Source organism: Pseudodonghicola sp. (assembly GCF_048268305.1).
In the GTDB taxonomy this organism is placed as follows: Bacteria; Pseudomonadota; Alphaproteobacteria; order Rhodobacterales; family Rhodobacteraceae; genus Pseudodonghicola.
Genome location: NZ_JBLWVT010000007.1, coordinates 286,577 through 305,803, shown reverse-complemented (window position 1 = coordinate 305,803; position 19,227 = coordinate 286,577). Strand labels below are relative to the sequence as shown.

19 protein-coding genes are annotated in these 19,227 nt (G+C 67.1%); 14 read left to right on the top strand and 5 right to left on the bottom strand.

The window, feature by feature from the left end; translation table 11 throughout:
- Positions 1-52: 52 nt before the first annotated feature.
- A complete protein-coding gene (locus tag ACN0V4_RS15175; protein ID WP_417677556.1) occupies positions 53-745 on the top strand; it encodes a CbiX/SirB N-terminal domain-containing protein in 693 nt (230 codons plus the stop codon).
- On the opposite strand, the gene glpD is transcribed toward ACN0V4_RS15175, so the two are convergent.
- Complete coding sequence (glpD, locus tag ACN0V4_RS15170; protein ID WP_417677554.1) at positions 735-2,282, bottom strand: glycerol-3-phosphate dehydrogenase; 1,548 nt, start codon at positions 2,280-2,282, stop codon at positions 735-737. The two genes, ACN0V4_RS15175 and glpD, sit on opposite strands and share 11 nt — an antisense overlap.
- Before the next feature lie 220 nt (positions 2,283-2,502).
- Between glpD and ACN0V4_RS15165 the strand changes: the two genes are divergently transcribed.
- From ACN0V4_RS15165 to ACN0V4_RS15150, 4 genes are read left to right on the top strand one after another with little or no spacing between them, the layout of a single operon-like run.
- Positions 2,503-3,369 carry an FAD binding domain-containing protein gene (locus ACN0V4_RS15165; protein WP_417677552.1) on the top strand — a complete coding sequence of 289 codons (867 nt, stop codon included), beginning with the start codon at positions 2,503-2,505 and terminating at the stop codon, positions 3,367-3,369.
- A complete protein-coding gene (locus ACN0V4_RS15160) occupies positions 3,366-3,845 on the top strand; it encodes a (2Fe-2S)-binding protein (protein ID WP_417677550.1) in 480 nt (159 codons plus the stop codon). Before ACN0V4_RS15165 ends, ACN0V4_RS15160 begins: the two co-directional genes overlap by 4 nt.
- On the top strand, positions 3,845-6,091 hold the full coding sequence (locus tag ACN0V4_RS15155; protein ID WP_417677548.1) for a xanthine dehydrogenase family protein molybdopterin-binding subunit: 2,247 nt from the start codon (positions 3,845-3,847) through the stop codon (positions 6,089-6,091). Before ACN0V4_RS15160 ends, ACN0V4_RS15155 begins: the two co-directional genes overlap by 1 nt.
- Positions 6,084-6,329 carry a MoaD/ThiS family protein gene (locus tag ACN0V4_RS15150; RefSeq protein WP_417677546.1) on the top strand — a complete coding sequence of 82 codons (246 nt, stop codon included), beginning with the start codon at positions 6,084-6,086 and terminating at the stop codon, positions 6,327-6,329. Before ACN0V4_RS15155 ends, ACN0V4_RS15150 begins: the two co-directional genes overlap by 8 nt.
- 73 nt (positions 6,330-6,402) lie before the next feature.
- Here the strand turns inward: ACN0V4_RS15150 and ACN0V4_RS15145 are convergent, their stop codons facing one another.
- Positions 6,403-6,990: a DUF2938 domain-containing protein gene (locus ACN0V4_RS15145; protein ID WP_417677544.1), complete on the bottom strand. Its 588-nt coding sequence runs from the start codon at positions 6,988-6,990 to the stop codon at positions 6,403-6,405.
- On the opposite strand from ACN0V4_RS15145, the gene ACN0V4_RS15140 reads away from it, so the two are divergent.
- From ACN0V4_RS15140 to selD, 8 genes are all read left to right on the top strand, one after another.
- Positions 6,989-7,429 (top strand): helix-turn-helix domain-containing protein, encoded by a 441-nt coding sequence (locus ACN0V4_RS15140; protein WP_417677542.1) that lies wholly within the window; start codon positions 6,989-6,991, stop codon positions 7,427-7,429. The genes ACN0V4_RS15145 and ACN0V4_RS15140 overlap by 2 nt on opposite strands.
- 427 nt (positions 7,430-7,856) lie before the next feature.
- Complete coding sequence (locus ACN0V4_RS15135; protein ID WP_417677540.1) at positions 7,857-10,715, top strand: monovalent cation/H+ antiporter subunit A; 2,859 nt, start codon at positions 7,857-7,859, stop codon at positions 10,713-10,715.
- Positions 10,716-10,718: 3 nt separating this feature from the next.
- Positions 10,719-11,060, top strand: coding sequence for a Na+/H+ antiporter subunit C (locus ACN0V4_RS15130; RefSeq protein ID WP_028094912.1), 342 nt, complete (start codon positions 10,719-10,721; stop codon positions 11,058-11,060).
- On the top strand, positions 11,057-12,604 hold the full coding sequence (locus ACN0V4_RS15125) for a monovalent cation/H+ antiporter subunit D (protein WP_417677537.1): 1,548 nt from the start codon (positions 11,057-11,059) through the stop codon (positions 12,602-12,604). Before ACN0V4_RS15130 ends, ACN0V4_RS15125 begins: the two co-directional genes overlap by 4 nt.
- A gap of 3 nt (positions 12,605-12,607) precedes the next feature.
- The gene (locus ACN0V4_RS15120; protein WP_417677536.1) at positions 12,608-13,105 is read left to right on the top strand and encodes a Na+/H+ antiporter subunit E; all 498 of its coding nucleotides are present in this window, start codon (positions 12,608-12,610) and stop codon (positions 13,103-13,105) included.
- A complete protein-coding gene (locus ACN0V4_RS15115) occupies positions 13,102-13,374 on the top strand; it encodes a K+/H+ antiporter subunit F (protein WP_417677534.1) in 273 nt (90 codons plus the stop codon). Before ACN0V4_RS15120 ends, ACN0V4_RS15115 begins: the two co-directional genes overlap by 4 nt.
- A 9-nt stretch (positions 13,375-13,383) precedes the next feature.
- Positions 13,384-13,782 carry a Na+/H+ antiporter subunit G gene (locus ACN0V4_RS15110; RefSeq protein ID WP_417677532.1) on the top strand — a complete coding sequence of 133 codons (399 nt, stop codon included), beginning with the start codon at positions 13,384-13,386 and terminating at the stop codon, positions 13,780-13,782.
- 15 nt (positions 13,783-13,797) lie between these two features.
- Positions 13,798-15,957 carry a selenide, water dikinase SelD gene (gene selD / locus ACN0V4_RS15105; protein WP_417677530.1) on the top strand — a complete coding sequence of 720 codons (2,160 nt, stop codon included), beginning with the start codon at positions 13,798-13,800 and terminating at the stop codon, positions 15,955-15,957.
- On the opposite strand, the gene ACN0V4_RS15100 is transcribed toward selD, so the two are convergent.
- A complete protein-coding gene (locus tag ACN0V4_RS15100; protein WP_417677528.1) occupies positions 15,954-16,496 on the bottom strand; it encodes a DUF2087 domain-containing protein in 543 nt (180 codons plus the stop codon). The two genes, selD and ACN0V4_RS15100, sit on opposite strands and share 4 nt — an antisense overlap.
- A 186-nt stretch (positions 16,497-16,682) precedes the next feature.
- Entirely contained in the window at positions 16,683-17,741 is a 1,059-nt protein-coding gene (mnmH, locus tag ACN0V4_RS15095; protein ID WP_417677526.1) for a tRNA 2-selenouridine(34) synthase MnmH, read from the bottom strand.
- A gap of 225 nt (positions 17,742-17,966) precedes the next feature.
- Between mnmH and ACN0V4_RS15090 the strand changes: the two genes are divergently transcribed.
- A complete protein-coding gene (locus ACN0V4_RS15090) occupies positions 17,967-18,434 on the top strand; it encodes a MarR family winged helix-turn-helix transcriptional regulator (RefSeq protein WP_417677524.1) in 468 nt (155 codons plus the stop codon).
- Between the two features lie 7 nt (positions 18,435-18,441).
- Here ACN0V4_RS15090 and ACN0V4_RS15085 read toward each other — a convergent pair whose 3' ends face one another.
- Positions 18,442-19,116 (bottom strand): SOS response-associated peptidase, encoded by a 675-nt coding sequence (locus ACN0V4_RS15085; RefSeq protein ID WP_417677522.1) that lies wholly within the window; start codon positions 19,114-19,116, stop codon positions 18,442-18,444.
- Between the last annotated feature and the right edge of the window lie 111 nt (positions 19,117-19,227).

The following is a 19,227-nucleotide window of genomic DNA, read 5'->3' as shown; positions in this document are numbered from 1 at the left end:
AGCCCTTGGCGAAACGGCCGGGGCGCGCCACATAAGGGACAGGAGGTTCCCGATGCCCGGCTGTCTTGACGTGCTGATCGTGGCTCATGGCCAGCCCTCCGCCCCCGCCCCGGCGGAAGCGGCACTGGCGGAACTCGCGGCCAAGGTGGGGCACCTGCTGCCCGCGCACCGTGTCGGCTCTGCCACATTGGCCGCCGCCGGCGCGCTTGAGGCGGCGCTGGACCGGCTCGGCTCCGACGGCGTGATCTATCCCTTTTTCATGACCGACGGCTGGTTCGTCCGGCAAGCCCTGCCGAAACGGCTGGATGGGCACCCGGCGCAGGTCTTGCCGCCCTTGGGGCGCGATCCGGCACTGGTGGATCTGGCGGCGGACTATCTGGCGCAGGAATGCGCCCTGCGCGGCTGGGAGCCGGCGGCAGCTGCGCTGCTGATCGCCGCCCATGGCTCGGCCCACGGTCCCCGCGCGGCGGCGGCGACGCGCGACTTCGGCACCGCGCTCACCCCGCTCTGGCCCGGGCGCCCACCAGTCTATGGCTTTGTCGAGGAGGCGCCGTTCCTGGCCGAGGCCGCGCGCGACCTGCCCAATCAAACGCTGTGCCTGCCGGTCTTCGCCGCCGAGGGCGGGCATTATCGCCAGGATGTGCCCGATGCGCTGGAGACCGCCGGCTTCCTCGGCGCCCTGTTGCCGCCGCTCGGCCAGCATCCGGGGGTGCCGGCGCTGATCGCCGCCGCGATCAGCGGCTAGTGGCGCGGATATAGGCCTCGATCTCGGCCAGCTGCGGCGCGCTCAGCCTGAGGCCGAGCTTGGTGCGGCGCCAGACCATATCCTCCGCCCCGCGCACCCATTCCTTGGCGATCGCCCAATCAAGCTCTGCCTGGGTCAGCGTGGCGCCGAAATCGCGGCCGAGATCGGCGGCTGTCTTTGACTTGCCAAGGATCACCCGCGCCTCGGTGCCATAGGTGCGGATCAGCCGCCGCGCCCAAGTTTGCGTCAGGAAAGGATACTCCGCCAGCAGCCGTTCGATCTGATCCGCGACGCCGGCAACCGGGAAATCGCCACCGGGCAGCGCCACGCCGGCGGTCCAGTCCCCCTTGGTCACCTCGATCGCCTGGCCGATCTTGGCCAGCGCCGATTCCGCCAGCCGGCGATAGGTGGTGATCTTGCCGCCGAAGACATTCAGCAGCGGCGCGCCGTCGCGGTCGAGCACCAGCACATAATCCCGCGTCGCCGCGGTGGCCGATTTGGCACCGTCGTCATAAAGCGGGCGGACGCCAGAATAGGTCCAGACCACATCGGCCGGGGTCAACTGGCGTTTGAAATACTCGTTGGCGAAGGCCAGCAGGTAATCGCGTTCCCCCTCGGTGCAGGTCGGCGGCACATCGGGGCCGGCATGATCGGCGTCGGTGGTGCCGATCAGGGTGAAGTCATCCTCGTAAGGGATTGAAAAGATGATCCGCCCGTCGCGCCCCTGGAAGAAATAGCACTTGTCGTGATCATATAGCCGCGGCGTCACGACATGGCTGCCGCGCACCAGCCGCACGCCCCCGGGGGCGGAGCTGTGGAGCATGCCGTGCAGCACCTCGCCCACCCAGGGGCCGGCGGCATTGACCAGCATCTTCGCCTCGACCACCGTCTCGGTTCCATCGACGCGGCGCAGGGTGATCGCCCAGTGATCCGCCTCGCGGCGCGCGGCGATGACCTTGGTGCGGGTCAGGATCTCCGCCCCCCGGGCGGTGGCATCGCGGGCATTCAGCACCACCAGCCGGGCATCCTGCACCCAGCAGTCGGAATATTCATAGGCGTGTCGGAACCGCTCCTTCAGCGGCGCGCCGGCGGGCTCCTGGCGCAGGTCGAGCGTCCGGGTCGCGGGCAGGATCTGCCGCCCGCCGAGATGATCGTAGAGGAAGAGACCCAGCCGGATCATCCAGGCCGGCCGGCGCCCCTTCATCCAGGGCATCACCATTCCGAGCATCCGGGAGGCCGGCGTCGCGGTGTCGAAGCGCATCTCGCGCTCATAGGGCAGCACGAAGCGCATCGGCCAACTGATATGCGGCATTGCCTTCAGCAACACCTCACGTTCGATCAGCGCCTCGCGCACCAGGCGGAATTCGAAATACTCCAGATACCGCAGCCCGCCATGAAACAGCTTGGTCGAGGCCGAGGAGGTCGCCCCGGCCAGATCCCCCTGTTCGGCCAAAGTCACGCTCAGCCCCCGGCCGGCGGCGTCGCGCGCGATGCCGCAGCCGTTGATGCCGCCGCCGATGATGAAGAGATCGCGCATGTCGCCCCGTCCGGTCCCGTCGGTGAATGTCACGCCCCAGCGGTTAGCGCGACAAAGATGAAAAGTCACCCGTTCGCATAAAATTCCCGTGTAACAGTTTGATCAAATTCAAGCAGACGCTTGCCTGATTCTATTCCGGCGCTAGAGTTTTGCCGACACCCCGACGCCGAACCGGGCGGACAGACCCAGCCAGCCAGCCGGCCAATCGCAAGGAATGCCCATGCAGTATTTCAAACCCGCCACCTTTGAAGAGGCCGTGGCGCTTGCCGCCGGGGCCGAGGGGATCACCCGCATCCTCGCCGGGGGGACGGATGTTCTGGTCCAGATGCGATCGGACATCGTCACCCCGGATACGCTGATCGACATCAAGGCGATCCCCGGCACCCATGAGATCGCACCGACCGAGGACGGCGGCTGGCGGCTGGGCGTGGCCGTCACCGGCGCCGAGATGCGCGAACACGCCGACCTGGGCCAGGACTGGCCCGGCGTGGTCGAGGCGATGGACCTGATCGGTTCGACCCAGGTGCAGGGCCGGGCGACGCCGGTGGGCAATCTGTGCAATGCCTCCCCTGCCGCGGATTCGGTGCCGGCGATGATCGCCGCCGGGGCTCGCGTCAGCATCACCGGGCCCGAGGGGGACCGCGAGCTGGCGGTCGAGAACATCCCCGCCGGCCCCGGCAAGACGGTATTGAAGAAGGGCGAGATCATCACCGCCCTGATCCTGCCGCCGCGCGGGAAAAACGGCGGCGACGCCTATCAGCGCTTCATCCCGCGGACCGAGATGGATATCGCCGTGGTCGGCTGCGGCATCAACCTGACGGTCGAGGGCGAGGTGATCACCGCGGCCCGGATGGCGCTTGGCGCCGTGGCCCCCACCGCCGTTCTGGTCCCGGCCGCCGCCGACGCCCTGGTCGGCCGGACGCTGGACGAGGCGGCGCTCGCGGCGCTGGCCGAACTGGCCGAGGCCAGTTGCAATCCGATCGACGACAAGCGCGGCACGATCAAGTTTCGCACCCATGTGGCGGGCGTCCTGGCCCGGAGGGTGGCACAGATCGCCTATGACCGCGCGAAGGGAGCCCAGGCATGAGCAAGACGCATGTAACCGCGAAAGTGAATGGCGATGAGGTCGAATTCCTCTGCGACCCGCGCGAAACCCTGCTGGACGTGCTGCGCGACCGGCTGGGGCTGACCGGCGCCAAGGAAGGCTGCGGCACCGGCGATTGCGGCGCCTGTTCGGTCACCGTCGACGGCCGACTGGTCTGTTCCTGCCTGATGCTGGGGGTCGAGGCCGAGGGCAAGGAGATCGGCACCGTCGAGGGCATCGCCCAGGGCGAAACCCTGCATCCCCTGCAGAAGAAGTTCATCGAATATGCCGCCCTGCAATGCGGCATCTGCACCCCGGGCATTCTGATCGCGGCGAAATCGCTGCTGGAGAAGAACCCCGACCCGACCGAAACGGAAGTCCGTTACTGGCTGGCCGGCAACCTCTGCCGCTGTACCGGTTATGACAAGATCATTCGCGCCGTGATGGATACCGCGGCCGAAATGCGGGAGGCCTCGTAATGGCGTTGGACAGCTCGAAAACCACCGGGTTCAAATATGTCGGCACCCGTCCAGATCGTCCCGACGGGCTCGACAAGGTCACCGGCCGCGCCAAGTTCGGCGCCGATGCCACCGCGCCCGGCATGCTCTTTGCCGCGATCAAGCGCAGCCCGCATGCCCATGCGAAGATCGTCAAGATCGACGCCAGCAAGGCGCTGGCGATGGAGGGCGTCAAGGCCGTGGTCACCCGCGCCGATTTCGCCACCGGGCTGACGGGCGAGGATTGGAATATCCTGGAAAACGTCATGGCGGGCGAAAAGGCGCTCTATGACGGCCACGCCGTGGCCGCCGTCGCTGCCACCTCGGCGCTGATCGCGCGCGACGCGATCAAGGCGATCGAGGTGGAATATGAGCTGCTGCCGCATGTCACCGATGTCGACAAGGCGATGGAACCGGGCGCCCCGGAGATCCGCGACGGCGCCGCCGATACCTCTGTCCCCGCGGGGCTGCACCCGAACGTCGTGCGCTATTACGAAAGCGGTCACGGCGATATCGAGGCTGGTTTCGCCGAGGCCGATCTGGTGGTGGAGGATCACTTTACCACCGAGGCAACCCACCAGGGCTATATCGAGCCGCACGCCTGCCTCGGCACGCTGGGCGGCGATGGCAAGGGCGAGCTTTGGTGCTGCACCCAGGGCCACTGGAACGTGCAAAAGGTCTGCGCCGCGCTGCTGGGGCTGGAAACCAGCCAGCTGCGCGTCACCGCCTCGGAAATCGGCGGCGGCTTCGGCGGCAAGACCACCGTCTTCATCGAACCCGTCGCGCTGGCGCTCAGCCGCAAGGCCAACCGACCGGTCAAGCTGGTGATGACCCGTTCGGAAGTGTTCCGCGCCTCAGGCCCGACCTCCTCCACCTCAATGGAGGTCAAGATCGGGATGAAGAAGGACGGCACCCTCACCGCCGCGCAGGGCATCTTCCGGCTGCAGGGCGGCGCCTTTCCGGGCGCGCCCTGCGACATGACGGCGATGTGCGCCTTCGCGCCCTATAACCTGAAGAACGTGCATCAGGTCGGCTATGACGTGATGACCAACCGCCCGAAACAGGCCGCCTATCGCGCGCCGGGCTCGCCGATGGCGGCCTTCGCGGTGGAATCGGTGATAGACGAGCTTTGCAATCAGCTCGGCCTCGACCCGATCGAGGTGCGGCTCAAGAACGCCTCGCGCGAGGGCACGCAGGCGAGCTTCGGCCCGAAATGGCCCCGCATCGGCCTGGTGGAAACGCTGGAAGCCGCCAAGGCGCATCCGCATTACGCCGCCCCGGTGAAACCGGGCCAGGGGCGCGGGGTGTCCTGCGGCTTCTGGTTCAACCACGGCGGCGAAACCTCGGTCTCGCTGGCGATGTCCGAGGACGGCTCGGCCCAGATCATGGTCGGCACCCCCGATATCGGCGGCTCGCGTGCGTCGATGGCGCTGATGGCGGCCGAGGTGCTGGGGATTCCTTACGAGAACATCCGCTGCACCATCGCCGATACCTCTTCGCTGGGCTATAACGAGATCAGCCATGGCAGCCGGGTGACCTATGCCAGCGGGCTCGCCACCATCAAGGCGGCCGAGGCGGCGGTGGAAGAGCTGTGCCGGCGCGCGGCGGCGAAATGGGACATCCCGGAAGAGGCGGTCTATTGGGAGGATGGCTATGCCAAACCCTCGGGCCCCAATGCCGGCGATCACGAGCCCCTGCACATCACCGAGCTGACCGCCGACATGGGCGCCACCGGCGGGCCGATCAACGGCCATTTCGAGGCGACACCGGAAGGCGCGGGCGTGAGCTTCGCCGCCCATATCGTCGATGCCGAGGTCGATCCCGAGACCGGCGCGACCAAGGTGGTGCGCTATACCGTGGTGCAGGACGCCGGCAAGGCGATCCACCCCACCTATGTCGAGGGCCAGTTCCAGGGCGGCGCCGCCCAGGGCATCGGCTGGGCGCTGAACGAGGAATATATCTATGGCGAGGACGGGCGGCTGCAGAACGCCGGCTTCCTCGACTACCGTATTCCGGTGGCCTCCGACCTGCCCTTCATCGACACGGTGATCGTCGAGGTGCCGAACCCCGGCCACCCCTTCGGCGTGAGGGGTGTCGGCGAAACCTCGATCTGCCCGCCGCTGGCGGCCATCGCCAATGCGGTGTCGAATGCCGTGGGCGTGCGGATGCGGCACTTGCCGATGCGCCCCGCCCGCGTGCTGGAGGCGCTGGAGAGCAAGAATGGTTGAGGTCCGGCTCTGGTCCGGGCTGCGCCCCCTGGTCGACGGACGCGACAGCGTCGAGGTCGAGGGGCGCACGGTGGGCCAGATCCTGACCGCCCTCCGCCGCGATTACCCCGCGCTCGGGCCGACGCTCGACGCCGGCGTCTCGGTCGCCGTCGACGGCAAGATGATCTCCTCCTCCCTGACCGAACCGGTCGGGGAGGACAGCGAGGTTGTGCTGATGGCGCGGCTGAAGGGGGGATAGGGGGCGCTTGCCCCCCTTTTCTCCCCAAGCAACAGAGCCTCCCCTGCCCCCATCGGCGAGGAACTGGACCCCGTTACCCGGCGGCCAGCACCGCTGCCCACCCAGTCCCCCACAGCCCGAGCCCGAAGGTAAGATGCGCAATCGCGCTTTGATAGCGCGCACGCCATGGATGCGGCGTCTTGCTGGCCGCGACCCCGGCCCCCAGACAGGGCTGAAGCAGAAAGAACGGAACCGTCACGGTTCCGAGACCAAACGCCAATGACGGCCACAAGGCCGGGGCGGCCAGCCAGGTTGACGGGACGATCGCAAGGAACAGGCCCGCGAACATGATCCCGATCGCATAATGTGCGCCCCAGCCGATGGCCCGCTCGGCCCAGATCGGCGCACTCCGGCTGATCGGCCGATGCAGCAGAACGCCCCGGGGCAGATGCCCCAACCAGCGCCCGACCAGCGCGTACTCCAATCCCTTCACGCCAAACAGCCGATGGCGCGCCACCGCGACGAGGTCCATGAACAGCGTCGCGCCGCCGCCTAGAAGAACGGCATTCAAAACCGTCTGCAAAGCACTGTTTTCACTGAAAGGCATCTGTTGGTCTTCCTTGCCGATTTGCGTCATGCCGGGCAGGATGCCACTTGAAGTCGACTTGAGGTCAAGCATCATGATGGACATTTCCGAAGTGGCCCGGAAAAGCGGTATTCCCGCCTCTGCCCTGCGCCATTACGAAACGATGGGGCTGATCCGCTCGGTCGGACGGCACGGGCTTCGGCGCACCTTCGATGCCGATGTGCTGATCCGCCTGTCGTTGATCTCTCTGGGCCAGATCGCAGGCTTCTCTCTGGCGGAAATGGCCGAGATGCTGGGCGATAGCGGCCCGCCCGAAATCAAGCGCGACCGGCTGCTCAGCCAGGCCGACACATTGGATGTGCGCATCAGGGAACTGACGGCGCTGCGCGATGGTCTGAGACATGTGGCCAATTGCAGCGCCCCCAGCCACCTGCAATGCCCGAGCTTCCGTCGCCTGATGCGCACGGCCCTGGCCCGCAATATGCGACAGCGCCAGGCATCGCGGGCGAAGCCCGCCCTTGGCAAAGGTCAGTGACTCGGCAAACGCGTCTTTCAGGTGCTGTCACGCTTCCGGCCACGGCCGGGTGGCGCGCCCCCTCCCGGATGACAAACCACCCCGCTGCGGCCGCTTGTCCTGCCATTTTCTGCCGCTTTCGGGTGACAATCCGGGGCTTTCGCGCTATCTCCCCCGGCAAGACCAAGACAACCGACAGGAGGAGACGGCCGGATGACAGATCGGCACTCAGACGCACCACGCGCCAAAGATGCCATGTTCCGGCATGATCTTCAGCCCTGCCCCGTGCCCTCGGTCCTTGTTCCTGCCCGAGTCGGCACCATGTTCTGAAAAATTCGTGATCGCCCTGTGAAACTGATCCGCCCGGCTCCCTCCGGGGCTGGACAGTGTCACAAAATTGCTTAGGCAAGATGAAACCCGCTGTCGCCCGCTACGTTGGAGAACCGACTTGTCCCTCTTTCTGATCGCGGCCCTGCCCTTTCTCGGCGCCGTGTTCCCTGCCCTGCTGATCCGCGCCGGGCGCAATGCCGCCTCGCTTTCGACCGGGGGCGTCACCCTGCTGGCCCTGATCGGGCTGCTGACCAACGCCCCCGCCGTCCTGCGGGGTGAGGTCGTCACCGCAAGGCTCGCCTGGCTGCCCGATCTGGGGCTCAACGCAAATTTCCAGCTTGACGGCCTCGGGCTCCTCTTCGCCTCGCTGATCCTCGGGATCGGCCTGCTGATCATCTCCTATGCGCGCTTCTATCTCAGCCGCGAGGATCCGATGGGGCAGTTCTACAGCTATCTGCTGCTGTTCCAGGGCGCGATGGTGGGCATCGTGCTGTGCGACAACATCCTGCTTCTGCTGATTTTCTGGGAACTGACCTCGCTCTCGTCCTTCCTGCTGATCGGCTTCTGGAAACACCTGCCCGAAGGGCGGCAGGGGGCGCGGATGGCGCTGACGGTGACCGGGGCCGGCGGGCTGTCGATGATCGGGGGCATGCTGATCCTGGGCCATATCGTGGGCAGCTATGACCTGAGCGTCATTCTCCAGCACAAGGATCTGATCCAGGCCTCGCCGCTCTATGCGCCGGCGCTGATCCTGATCCTGCTGGGCTGTTTCGCCAAATCGGCGCAATTCCCCTTCCACTTCTGGTTGCCGCACGCCATGGCCGCCCCCACCCCGGTGTCGGCCTATCTGCATTCGGCCACCATGGTGAAGGCGGGGCTGTTCCTGATGGCGCGGATGTGGCCGGTGCTGTCGGGCACCGATCTGTGGTTCTACATCGTCGGCTCGGTCGGGCTGATCACCATGGTGCTGGGCGCGGTGATCGCGCTGTTCAAGGACGATCTGAAAGCGCTGCTGGCCTACTCGACCGTCAGCCACCTCGGGCTGATCACCATGCTCCTTGGCTTCGGGACCGAGGCCGCGGCGGTCGCCGCCGTCTTCCACATCATCAACCACGCGACCTTCAAAGCCTCGCTGTTCATGAATGCGGGCATCATCGACCACGAGACCCATACCCGCGACATCAAGCTCTTGGGCGGGCTGCGACACCTGATGCCGCTGACCTTCACCCTGGCGGGGATCGCGGCGCTGTCGATGGCCGGCATCCCGCCCTTCAACGGCTTCCTGTCGAAGGAAATGATGCTCGAGGCCGCCGCCCATGCCGACTGGGCCGGGGTGACCTGGCTGGTGCCGGCGCTGGCGGTCTTCGGCGCGCTCTTCTCGGTGGCCTATTCGCTGCGCTATATCGCCCATGTCTTCCTGGGCAAGAAGCGCCACGATTATCCCAGCCATCCGCATGATCCGGGCCCGGGCCTCTGGCTGCCGCCGGCGATCCTGGTGGCGCTTGTGGTGCTGATCGGGCTCTTCCCGAATACCTTCGCCACGCCGATCGTCACCGCAGCCGCTGCGGCCGTCACCGGGCACGAGGTGCATTTCCACCCCGCCCTCTGGCACGGGCTGACCCCGGCGCTTTACATGTCGATCGCGGCGGTTCTGGGCGGCATCCTGCTGCTGCTGGCCTATGGCGGTGCCCGCGCGGTCTGGAACAACCTGCCCCGCCCCGAGGCGAAGGCGATCTTCGACGCCATCATCGGCGCCGCCACCGCGCTGGCGCGGGGCATCACCCAAGGCCTGCACAACGGCTCGCTCACCCGCTATGCGGTGATCTTCCTGGTCTTCACCGTCGGACTTGGCTGGTACGCTTTCGGCAGCGGCAGTCTCGGCCCGCGGACCCACGCCACCCTGCCGATCACCGCGATGCCGCTGCTGGGCTGGTTCTGCCTGGTCGGCTCCTCGCTCTGCGTGGTGGCCTTCCACCGCAACCGGCTGCTGTCGCTGGTGCTGATCGGGGTCTCCGGGCTGATGGTGTCGCTGAGCTTCAGCTATCTCTCCGCCCCCGACCTGGCGCTGACCCAGATTTCGGTCGAGGTGGTGACGATCATCCTGATGCTGCTGGCGCTGAACTTCCTGCCGCAGGATACGCCGAAGGAAAGCAGCCCGGCGCGGCGGACCCGCGATATCGCGATCTCGGTGGTTGCCGGGCTTGGCATGGGCGGGCTGATCTATGCGATGATGACCCGCGATTTCGCCATGCCCTCGATCGCGGAATACCATCTGGCGAATTCCTACAAGGGCGGCGGCGGCCACAATGTGGTCAACGTCATCCTGGTCGACTTCCGCGGCTTCGATACCTTCGGCGAGATCACCGTTCTGGGGATCGCCGCGATCATCATCTTCGCGATCACCGAAGCGACGCTGGGAAGCCGGGTGCGGGCACGCCTGCTGAACCGCAAGCCCTGGAAGCAACTGGCGGGCGATGCCCACCCGCTGATGATGGTGGTTGCCACCCGGGTGATGATGCCGATCGCCTTCATGGTCGCCGCCTATATCTTCTTCCGCGGCCACAACATGCCCGGCGGCGGCTTTGTCGCCGGCCTGATCGCCGCCATCGCCGTGATCATGCAATACATGGCCTCGGGCTTCGGCTGGGCGGCGGAGCGGCAAAGGCTGCCCTATCACGGCATCATCGGCACCGGCGTTCTGGTCGCCGCCGCCACCGGCATGGGCGCCTGGTTCAACGGCAAGCCGTTCCTGACCAGCGACTACGGCTATATCCACCTGCCCTATCTCGAGGAATTCGAGGTGGCGACTGCCGCGCTCTTCGATCTGGGCGTGTTCCTGGCGGTCTGGGGCGCGGTGCTTTTGGCGCTGCAGAGCCTGTCGCGCTATGCCTGGCAGCCCGGCATCGCCAGCGCGCATCCGATGGACATCAATCCCGAGCGCGAAGAAGACGACACCAACGAGAACGAGGGGCACTGAGCGATGGAGATCCTTCTGGCCAGTGCGGTCGGCATCCTGACCGCCGGCGGCATCTATCTGATCCTGCGGCAGCGCACCTTTCCGGTGATCCTGGGGCTGTCGATCCTGTCCTATGCGGTGAACCTGTTCCTGTTCGCCACCGGTCGGCTGGCGCTGAACCAGCCGCCGATCCTGAGCGAGCACGCCACCGGATATACCGACCCGATTCCGCAGGCGCTGGTGCTGACCGCCATCGTGATCTCCTTCGGGATGACCGCCGTGGTGCTGATGATGGCGCTGAGCGCCTATCTGGCCGCCCGTGACGACCGCATCGACATGTCCGACGACAAGGGAGAGGACGCATGAGCAACCTGATCATCGCGCCCATCGTCCTGCCGGCGGTGGTTGGCCCCTTCATCCTGATGGCGATCCGCTTTCACAGCGATCTGCAGCGGGTGTTCTCGGTCGCCTCGGTGGTGCTGCTGAACATCATCGCCCTGGCCCTGCTCTGGCATACCATGGACGGCTCGATCGAGGTCTATGAACTGGGCGACTGGCCGGCGCCCTTCGGCATCGTGCTGGTGCTGGATCGGTTGTCGGCGATGATGGTGCTGCTGACGACATTGCTGGCGCTGCCGGTGCTGCTCTATGCCATCGGCTCGGGCTGGGATACCCGGGGGCGGCATTTCCACGCGCTGTTCCAGTTCCAGTTGATGGGCATCCTCGGCGCCTTCCTGACCGGCGACGCCTTCAACCTCTTCGTCTTCTTCGAGGTGCTGCTGATCGCCTCCTATGGGCTGATGATCCACGGCGGCGGCTCCAAGCGGCTGCGGGCCGGGGTGCAATATGTGGTCTACAACCTGCTCGGCTCCAGCCTGTTCCTGATTGCCCTGGGAACGATCTATTCGGTGACCGGCACGCTGAACATGGCCGATCTGGCGGTGCGCGTCGCCGCCCTGCCGGCCGAGGATACCGCACTGATCCGGGTGGCGGCGGTGCTGCTGCTCCTGGTCTTCGCCATCAAGGCGGCGGTGCTGCCGCTGCATTTCTGGCTGCCGGCCTCCTATGCCAACGCACCGATGCCGGTGGCGGCGCTCTTCGCCATCATGACCAAGGTCGGCGCCTATGCCATCCTGCGGATGTACACGCTGGTCTTCGGCCCCGATGTGGCGGCGACCCAGGGGCTGGTCGGCGACTGGCTGCTGCCGGCGGCGCTGCTGACACTGACGGTGGGCTCGATCGGCATCCTCGGCGCCAGGGAGCTTGGCCGGCTGGTCGCCTTCGGCGCCATCACCTCGATGGGCACCCTGCTGATCGCCATCTCGCTCTTCACCCCGCAATCGACGGCGGCGGCGCTCTATTACGCCATCCATTCCACCTTCACCGCGGCGCTGCTGTTCCTGGTCGCCGATCTGGTGATCGAGCGGCGCGGCGGCAAGCTGATCCCCTGCCCCGCCATGCCGCAGAGCGGGCTGATCTCGGCGCTCTATTTCGCTGGCGCCATCGCCATGGCGGGGATGCCGCCGCTGTCAGGCTTCATCGGCAAGCTGCTGGTGCTCTCGGCGGCCTGGCCCAGCCAACAGGTCTGGCTGATCTTTGCGGTGGTGCTGACCACCTCGCTGATCACCATCGTCGGCCTGACCCGCGCCGGCAGCATCCTGTTCTGGAAATCGCACGACCGCAGCGTCCAGCCGCCCGAAGAGGAGGAGGACGATATCGGCAAGCCGATGAGCCCCGAGCTCGCCTCGGCGCCGGTGCCCGGGCTTGCCTTCGTCTCGGTCTTCGTGCTGCTTGCCGGGCTGGTGGCCTTGACGGTGCTGGCAGGCCCGGTGCTGAAATATACCGAGGCCACCGCCGGGCAGCTGTTCGACCCGACCGGCTATATCGAAACCGTTCTGCAAAGGCGCTGACCCATGAGACTGCTTGCCCGGATCTTTCCCCACCCGATCCTGACCGGCCTCCTGACGCTGGTCTGGCTTCTGCTGGTCAACCGCTATTCGATCAACTCGCTGCTGTTCGGGCTGTTTCTGGGCACGGTGATCCCCTTCATCACCCGCCCCTACTGGCCGAACCGCCCGCGGCTGCATCATCCCGTCAAGATCGTGGTCTATATCGGGATCGTGATCTGGGATATCATTCTGGCCAATTTCACCGTGGCCAAGATCGTGCTGTTCAAGCCGAACGCGGCGCGCAAGCCCGCCTGGGTCACGGTGCCGCTGGATCTGAAGTCGCCCGAGGCGATCACCGCCCTGGCCGGCACCATCACGCTGACCCCGGGCACGGTCAGCGCCGATCTGTCGGCCGGCGGGCATTACCTGCTGGTCCATTGCCTGGACGCGCCCGATCCGGACGCCATCCGGGACGACATCAAGACCCGTTACGAACGCCGCCTGATGGAGATTTTCGAATGATCCTGAGCTATGCCATCTATTTCGCCACCGCGTGCTTTGCGCTGGCGCTGCTGATGAACCTCTGGAAGATCGCCACCGCCGCCGGTGTCGGCGACCGGGTGCTGGCGCTGGATACCATGGTGATCAATGCCATCGCGCTGCTGATCCTCTATGGGCTGGCGAATGGCACCGAGATCTTCTTCGAGGCGGCGATGATCGTCGCCATGCTTGGCTTCGTCTCGACCGTCGCCTATGCGCGCTTCATGCTGCGCGGCAATATCATCGAGTGAGGCCCAGCGATGTCCCCGATCTTTGAATATCTCATTGCCGCCGCCCTGGTCCTGGGCGGCGTGTTCGGCCTGATCGGCTCCTATGGGCTGATCAAGCTGAACGATCCGATGTCGCGGCTGCATGCGCCGACCAAGGCCACCACGCTCGGGGTCGGCGGCGTGCTGATCGCCTCGATGATCCATGCCATCGTCTCGGAAGGGCATGTCTCCTGGCACGAGCTGCTGATCACGCTGTTCCTGTTCCTGACCGCGCCGATCACCGCCAATTTCATCGCCAAGGCGCATATCCACCGCCACGAGACGCCCGAGAGCCTGCCGCCCGCCGGCAAGGACCGCATCTGGGCCACCCATGACACCCGGCCCGAGGATCAGCCCGCCGCCCCCCCGGCGCCCGGTTCGCCGCACTGAGCCGCGGGCGCCGTCGTGGACCGCTTCGCGCAGCCGCTGACCCGTGATCTGGTCCTGATCGGGGGCGGCCATGCCCATGCCCTGGTGCTGCGGATGTGGGGGATGTCCCCGCTGCCCGGCACCCGGGTGACGCTGATCAACCCCGGCCCCACCGCGCCCTATTCCGGCATGCTGCCGGGCTTCGTCGCCGGCCACTACCACCGTGACGATCTGGATATCGACCTGATCCGGCTGGCCCGCTTCGCCGGCGCCCGGGTGGTGCTGGGAGAGTGCCAGGGCCTCGACCCCGAGGCTAAGCTGATCCGGGTGCCGGGCCGGCCGCCGATCGGCTATGATGTCTGTTCGGTCAATGTCGGCATCACCTCCTCGATGCCCGACCTGCCGGGGTTCGCCGATTTCGCCGTGCCGGCCAAGCCGCTCGGCCCCTTTGCCAGCCGTTGGGAAAGCTATCTGGCCGGCGATGGCCCGGCCCGTGTCGCGGTGATCGGCGGCGGCGTCGCCGGGGCGGAGCTGATCCTGGCGATGGCGCATGCCCTGCGTGCCAAGGGCCGGCCGGCCGAGCTGACGCTTGTCGAGCGTGCCCGCGCGCTCTCTGCGCTGGGGGCCGCGGCGCAAAGGCGGCTGCGGGCGGCGCTCTCTGCCCATGGGGTGACGATCCGTGAAGGGGTCGAGATCGCCTATATCGATCAGGGCGCCGTGGTGTTGGCCGGCGAAGAACGGATCGCCGCCGATCTCATCACCGGCGCCGCCGGCGCCCGCCCCTATGAATGGATCGCCGAGACCGGGCTGGCGGTGACCCGCGGCTTCATCGCCGTCGATCCCAGCCTGCAAAGCAGCGATCCTTCTGTCTTCGCTGCCGGCGATTGCGCCGATCTGATCGAAAGCCCGCGCCCCAAGGCCGGCGTCTATGCGGTGCGCGAGGCGCCGATCCTGCTGGCGAACCTGAAGTCCGCCCTGATGGGGGCCGCGCGACGGCGGCGCTACCACCCGCAGCGCGATTACCTCAAGCTGATCTCGCTGGGCGAGCAATCGGCCTTGGGGGAGAAATGGGGCCTCCCCTTCTCGGGCCCGCTGATCTGGCGCTGGAAGGACCGGATCGACCGCCGCTTCATGGACCGGTTCGGTGATCTGCCGGTGATGCGCCCCCCTGCCCCGCCCGAACTGCGCGCCGCCGGAGCCGACGAGTTGCCCGACAAGCCGATGTGCGGCGGCTGCGGCGCCAAGCTGGGGCGCGGCGCGCTGCGGGCGGCGCTGGCGAGCTTGCCGGCGGGGGATCGCCACGACGTGACGGCGCTGCCCGGCGATGACGCCGCGATGCTGACGCTGGGCGGCCAGCGGCAGGTGATCACCACCGACCATCTGCGCGCCTTCACCGAAGATCCGGTCACCATGACCCGGATCGCCGCCATCCATGCGCTTGGCGATATCTGGGCGATGGGGGCAGAGCCGCAGGCGGTGACCGTCACGCTGATCCTGCCGCGGATGACCGCGACGCTGCAGCAGCGGACCGCAACCGAGATCATGGGCGCCGCCGATGCCATCTTTCGCGCCGAAGGGGCCGAGATCGTCGGCGGTCACAGCTCGATGGGCACCGAGCTGACCATTGGGTTCACCCTGACCGGGCTGCTCGACCGCGATCCGATCACCCTGGCGGGGGCGCAGCCGGGCGACGCGCTGATCCTGACCAAGCCGATCGGCACCGGCGTGTTGATGGCGGCCGAGATGCAGGGCGCCGCGCGCGGCGGCTGGATCGCGGCGGCCTTCGCCCAGATGACCCGACCGCAGGGCGATGCCGCGCGCCTTCTGGCCGGGGCGCATGCGATGACCGATGTCACCGGCTTCGGCCTGGCCGGGCATCTGCTGAACATCTGCGAGGCCTCGGGGTTGACGGCGCGGCTCGACCTTGCTGCCGTACCGCTGATGGCCGGCGCGCGGGAGCTGTCGCACCGGGGCTATCGGTCGACGCTCTTCGCCGACAACCGGGCGCTGGCGCCGGAGTTGCCGAGCGATCCGCTCAGCGACCTGCTGTTCGATCCGCAGACCGCCGGCGGGCTGCTGGCCGCCGTCGCCGCCGATCAGGCCGAAGCGCTGGTCGCGGCACTGCGCGCGGCCGGGCATCCGGCGGCACGGATCGGGAGCCTGACCGCCGGCGGCCCAGGGCTGAGCCTGATCTAGTTTGGCGCCAGGCCCCGCAGCCGGCGGATCAGCTCCCGCGCCTCGGGTGGCGGCGGCAATTCCTGCCGGCGGTAATCGCTGCCGTCGCGCGACCGGGTGAAGAGCCCCAGCCCGCAAAGATCGCGCCGCAACAGCGCGGCATCGCCGAACCCATGCGCCGCATTGAGCCGCGCGTTCACCTCGCGCTCGTGCAGGGAAATACCGGCCGGAAACCGCGACCACAGCGCCCAGAGGCAGAGCAATTGGATCTGGCGCCGCGACGGCCAGCGCAGCAGCCGGCCCGCCGCGTCGAATTGGTTCAGGGCACGCTCCACCAGCCTGAAATCGACGGCGGCGACCAAGGCAGGCGTATCGAGCCGCGCCTCGGCCGCATGGGCGGCGCGCAGGTGCTGGAAGTTGCGATAGCCCGCCGCCCGGGCGAGCATGTTCATCACCTCCAGATGCGACGGCGCCGCCTCGCGCGTCTGGAGCTGGCGGCCAAGCGCGCGGGCGAAGGCGGAGATATCGGGGGAATTCAGCGGAAAGACCTGTTTCGACATGACATGTCCTCAAGGGGCCGCGTGAGACTGTCGTGGTCGCTGACTTACGACGCGGCACTGGACGGAGATGTCGAATGCTGTCGATGACTTGGAGCAGGTTTAGCTGCCCCTCTCGGGGCCAGCGACGCCTCGGTGAACTGCCGACCGTGCGGGAAACCTAACCGACCTGCACAGCCGGGGCAAGGATCAGCCGGCCCAACCTTCGACGATCCGCTCGATCTCAGCCGCGACGTGATCCAGCCCCGGCGTATCCAGCCGATCCGTCGTGACCCGGGCCAGAACCTCCGCCCCGATGGCGCGGCGGGATTTGTCATAGGAGGGATCATAATGCTGTTCCATCAGCGCCCGGGTCAGCGCCAGCTTGTCGCCCGCCACGATCAGCGCACCCCAGCCATCGACCACCGCGTGGCCGCGATGCGCCCGCAGCGGATCGAGCCGGTCGCGCAGCCGGTCGCCGCCAGACAGGATATCGTCATAGGCCCGCGCCAGATAGGTCGCGCGCGCCTCGATCGGCGCGGCGATCTCGATCCGGGGCGCGGCCTTCATCACCTCCCAGAGCGCGGGAGGAATGATCCGCTCACCGATCTTGCTCGATTCCGCCTCGATCACCACGGGACGGGAGGGATCGAGATCGAGGAAGGCGCCGACAAGCGCGGATTCGAACCCCTTCTGGCTCGGTTGCGGCTGAGCCATATCGCCCAGAAGCGAGCCGCGATGCGCCGCCAGCCCCTCGAGGTCGAGCACCTGAACGCCCCGCTGTTTCAACAGATGCAACAGATCGGTCTTGGCGGTGCCGGTATAGCCATCGAGCAGCACGGCACGAAATGGCAGCCGCCCGTCGTAGAGCGCGCGATAGACCAGCCGGCGATAGGTCTGATAGCCGCCCTTGATGCTGTCGGCCCGCCAGCCGATCTGGCCCAGCATCCAGGTGAAGGAGCCCGAGCGCTGACCCCCGCGCCAGCAATAGACCAGCGGCCGCCAGCCGCCCTCGTAATCCTTCAGCACCGTCTCGATGTGACGGGCCGCGTTGTGGAACACCAGCGCCGCGCCCAGCTTGCGGGCCAGAAACGGGCTTTCCTGCTTGTAGATGGTGCCGACACGGGCGCGTTCGTCATTGTCCAAGACCGGCAGGGAGATCGCGCCGGGCAGGTGATCCTCGGCATATTCGGCGGGGCTGCGGACGTCGATCACGGTGTCGAAACCATGGGCGAAAAGATCGGCGAGCGTGGCGAATTCGATGGGCATGTGATTGCTTAGCGCGGTCCGCAGCGCAGGGGAAGCGCGCGGTGCAAGCGCCGGGAGATCAGGGGGCTTTCCGCCCCCTCTTTGCGCGGACCGCGCAAATTCACCCCCGAGGATATTTGCAGCTAGAAAAAGGGGGGCCCGGCCGGGTGCCATGGAAGGGGGATGCCTTTCCCCTATTATATGTGTACTTGCCAATAGCCATGGCGCGCAGCGGAGTGAGAGAGAATGGACATTCATACCATGCCGGGGCATCTGATCCGGCGGCTCAATCAGATCTCGGTGGCGCTGTTCATGGATCGGATGGCGGCGGCCGGTTTGAAGCTGACGCCGGTGCAATTCGCCGCCTTGAGCGCGATCCGCGATCATCCCGGCATCGATCAGGCGACGGTGGCGGGGCTGGTGGCCTATGATCGCGCCACGCTTGGCAAGGTGATCGACCGGCTGGATGCGCGCGGGCTGGTGCTGCGGCGGATCGCGGCCCAGGACCGTCGCGCCCGCGAGCTGACGCTGACCGAGGCGGGCGAGGCGTTGCTGGAGACCGCACGGCCGCATGTGGACGCCTTGCAGCCCGACATTCTGGCCGGGCTCGACGCCGCCGAGCGCGCCGAGGTGCTGCGGCTGCTGCACAAGGCGACGCTGGCGGGCAATGCGCTGAGCCGCGCGCCACTGAAGGCGCCGACGGAAGAGGAGTGAGGCAGCCTCAGTCGTCCCCGAAGGGTTCGATCAGTTCCTCGATCAGATCGGGGCCTTCGGCGCGGCTCGAATTGATCCTGGAGCCGACCCTGCGGCGGGTGAGGAGGTCGTCGGGCGCCGGGTGCATCAACCGGGCGGCGCCATGGCCCGCTTCCCCCAGCCAGAGCGGCCAATCCTCGGGTTCCAAGATCAGTGGCATGCGATCATGCACCGGGGCGAGCGTGGCATTGGCGGCGGTGGTCACGATGGCGCAGGTCGGCAGCGGCGCGTCCCGCCCCCAGTCCTGCCAGATGCCGGCGAAGACCATCGGTGCCCCGTCACGGCGCAGCACATACCAGGGCAGCCGGGTTTCGCCGCGGCGTTCCCATTCGTAAAAGCCCGAGGCGATCAGCAGGCAGCGGCGCTGTCGGCAGGCGTCGCGAAAGGCGGGCTTTTCGGCCAATGTCTCGGCCCTGGCGTTGAACAGCAGCGGACCGCCGGTCAGGGTCTGATACCAGCTCGGGACAAAGCCCCAGCGCATCGGCCGCAGGCGCCGCAGCCCCGCCGCGCTGTCGATCACCGCAACCTGGTCGGTCGGGCAGATGTTATAGTTCGGCACCTCTGGCAGATCGTTCGCGGGCTGTGCCTGAAACACCTTTGCCATCGCCTCGACCGGCAGGGTCAGCGCATAGCGTCCGCACATATGCTGTCTTTCTCGGCCGCGCCGTTTGAATTCGCCTTGCCCGACCGGTAGGGTTCGGCCGATACCGGGGCTGATCCCGATCCCGCCTGTTGCCGGACGTCAACAAATCAT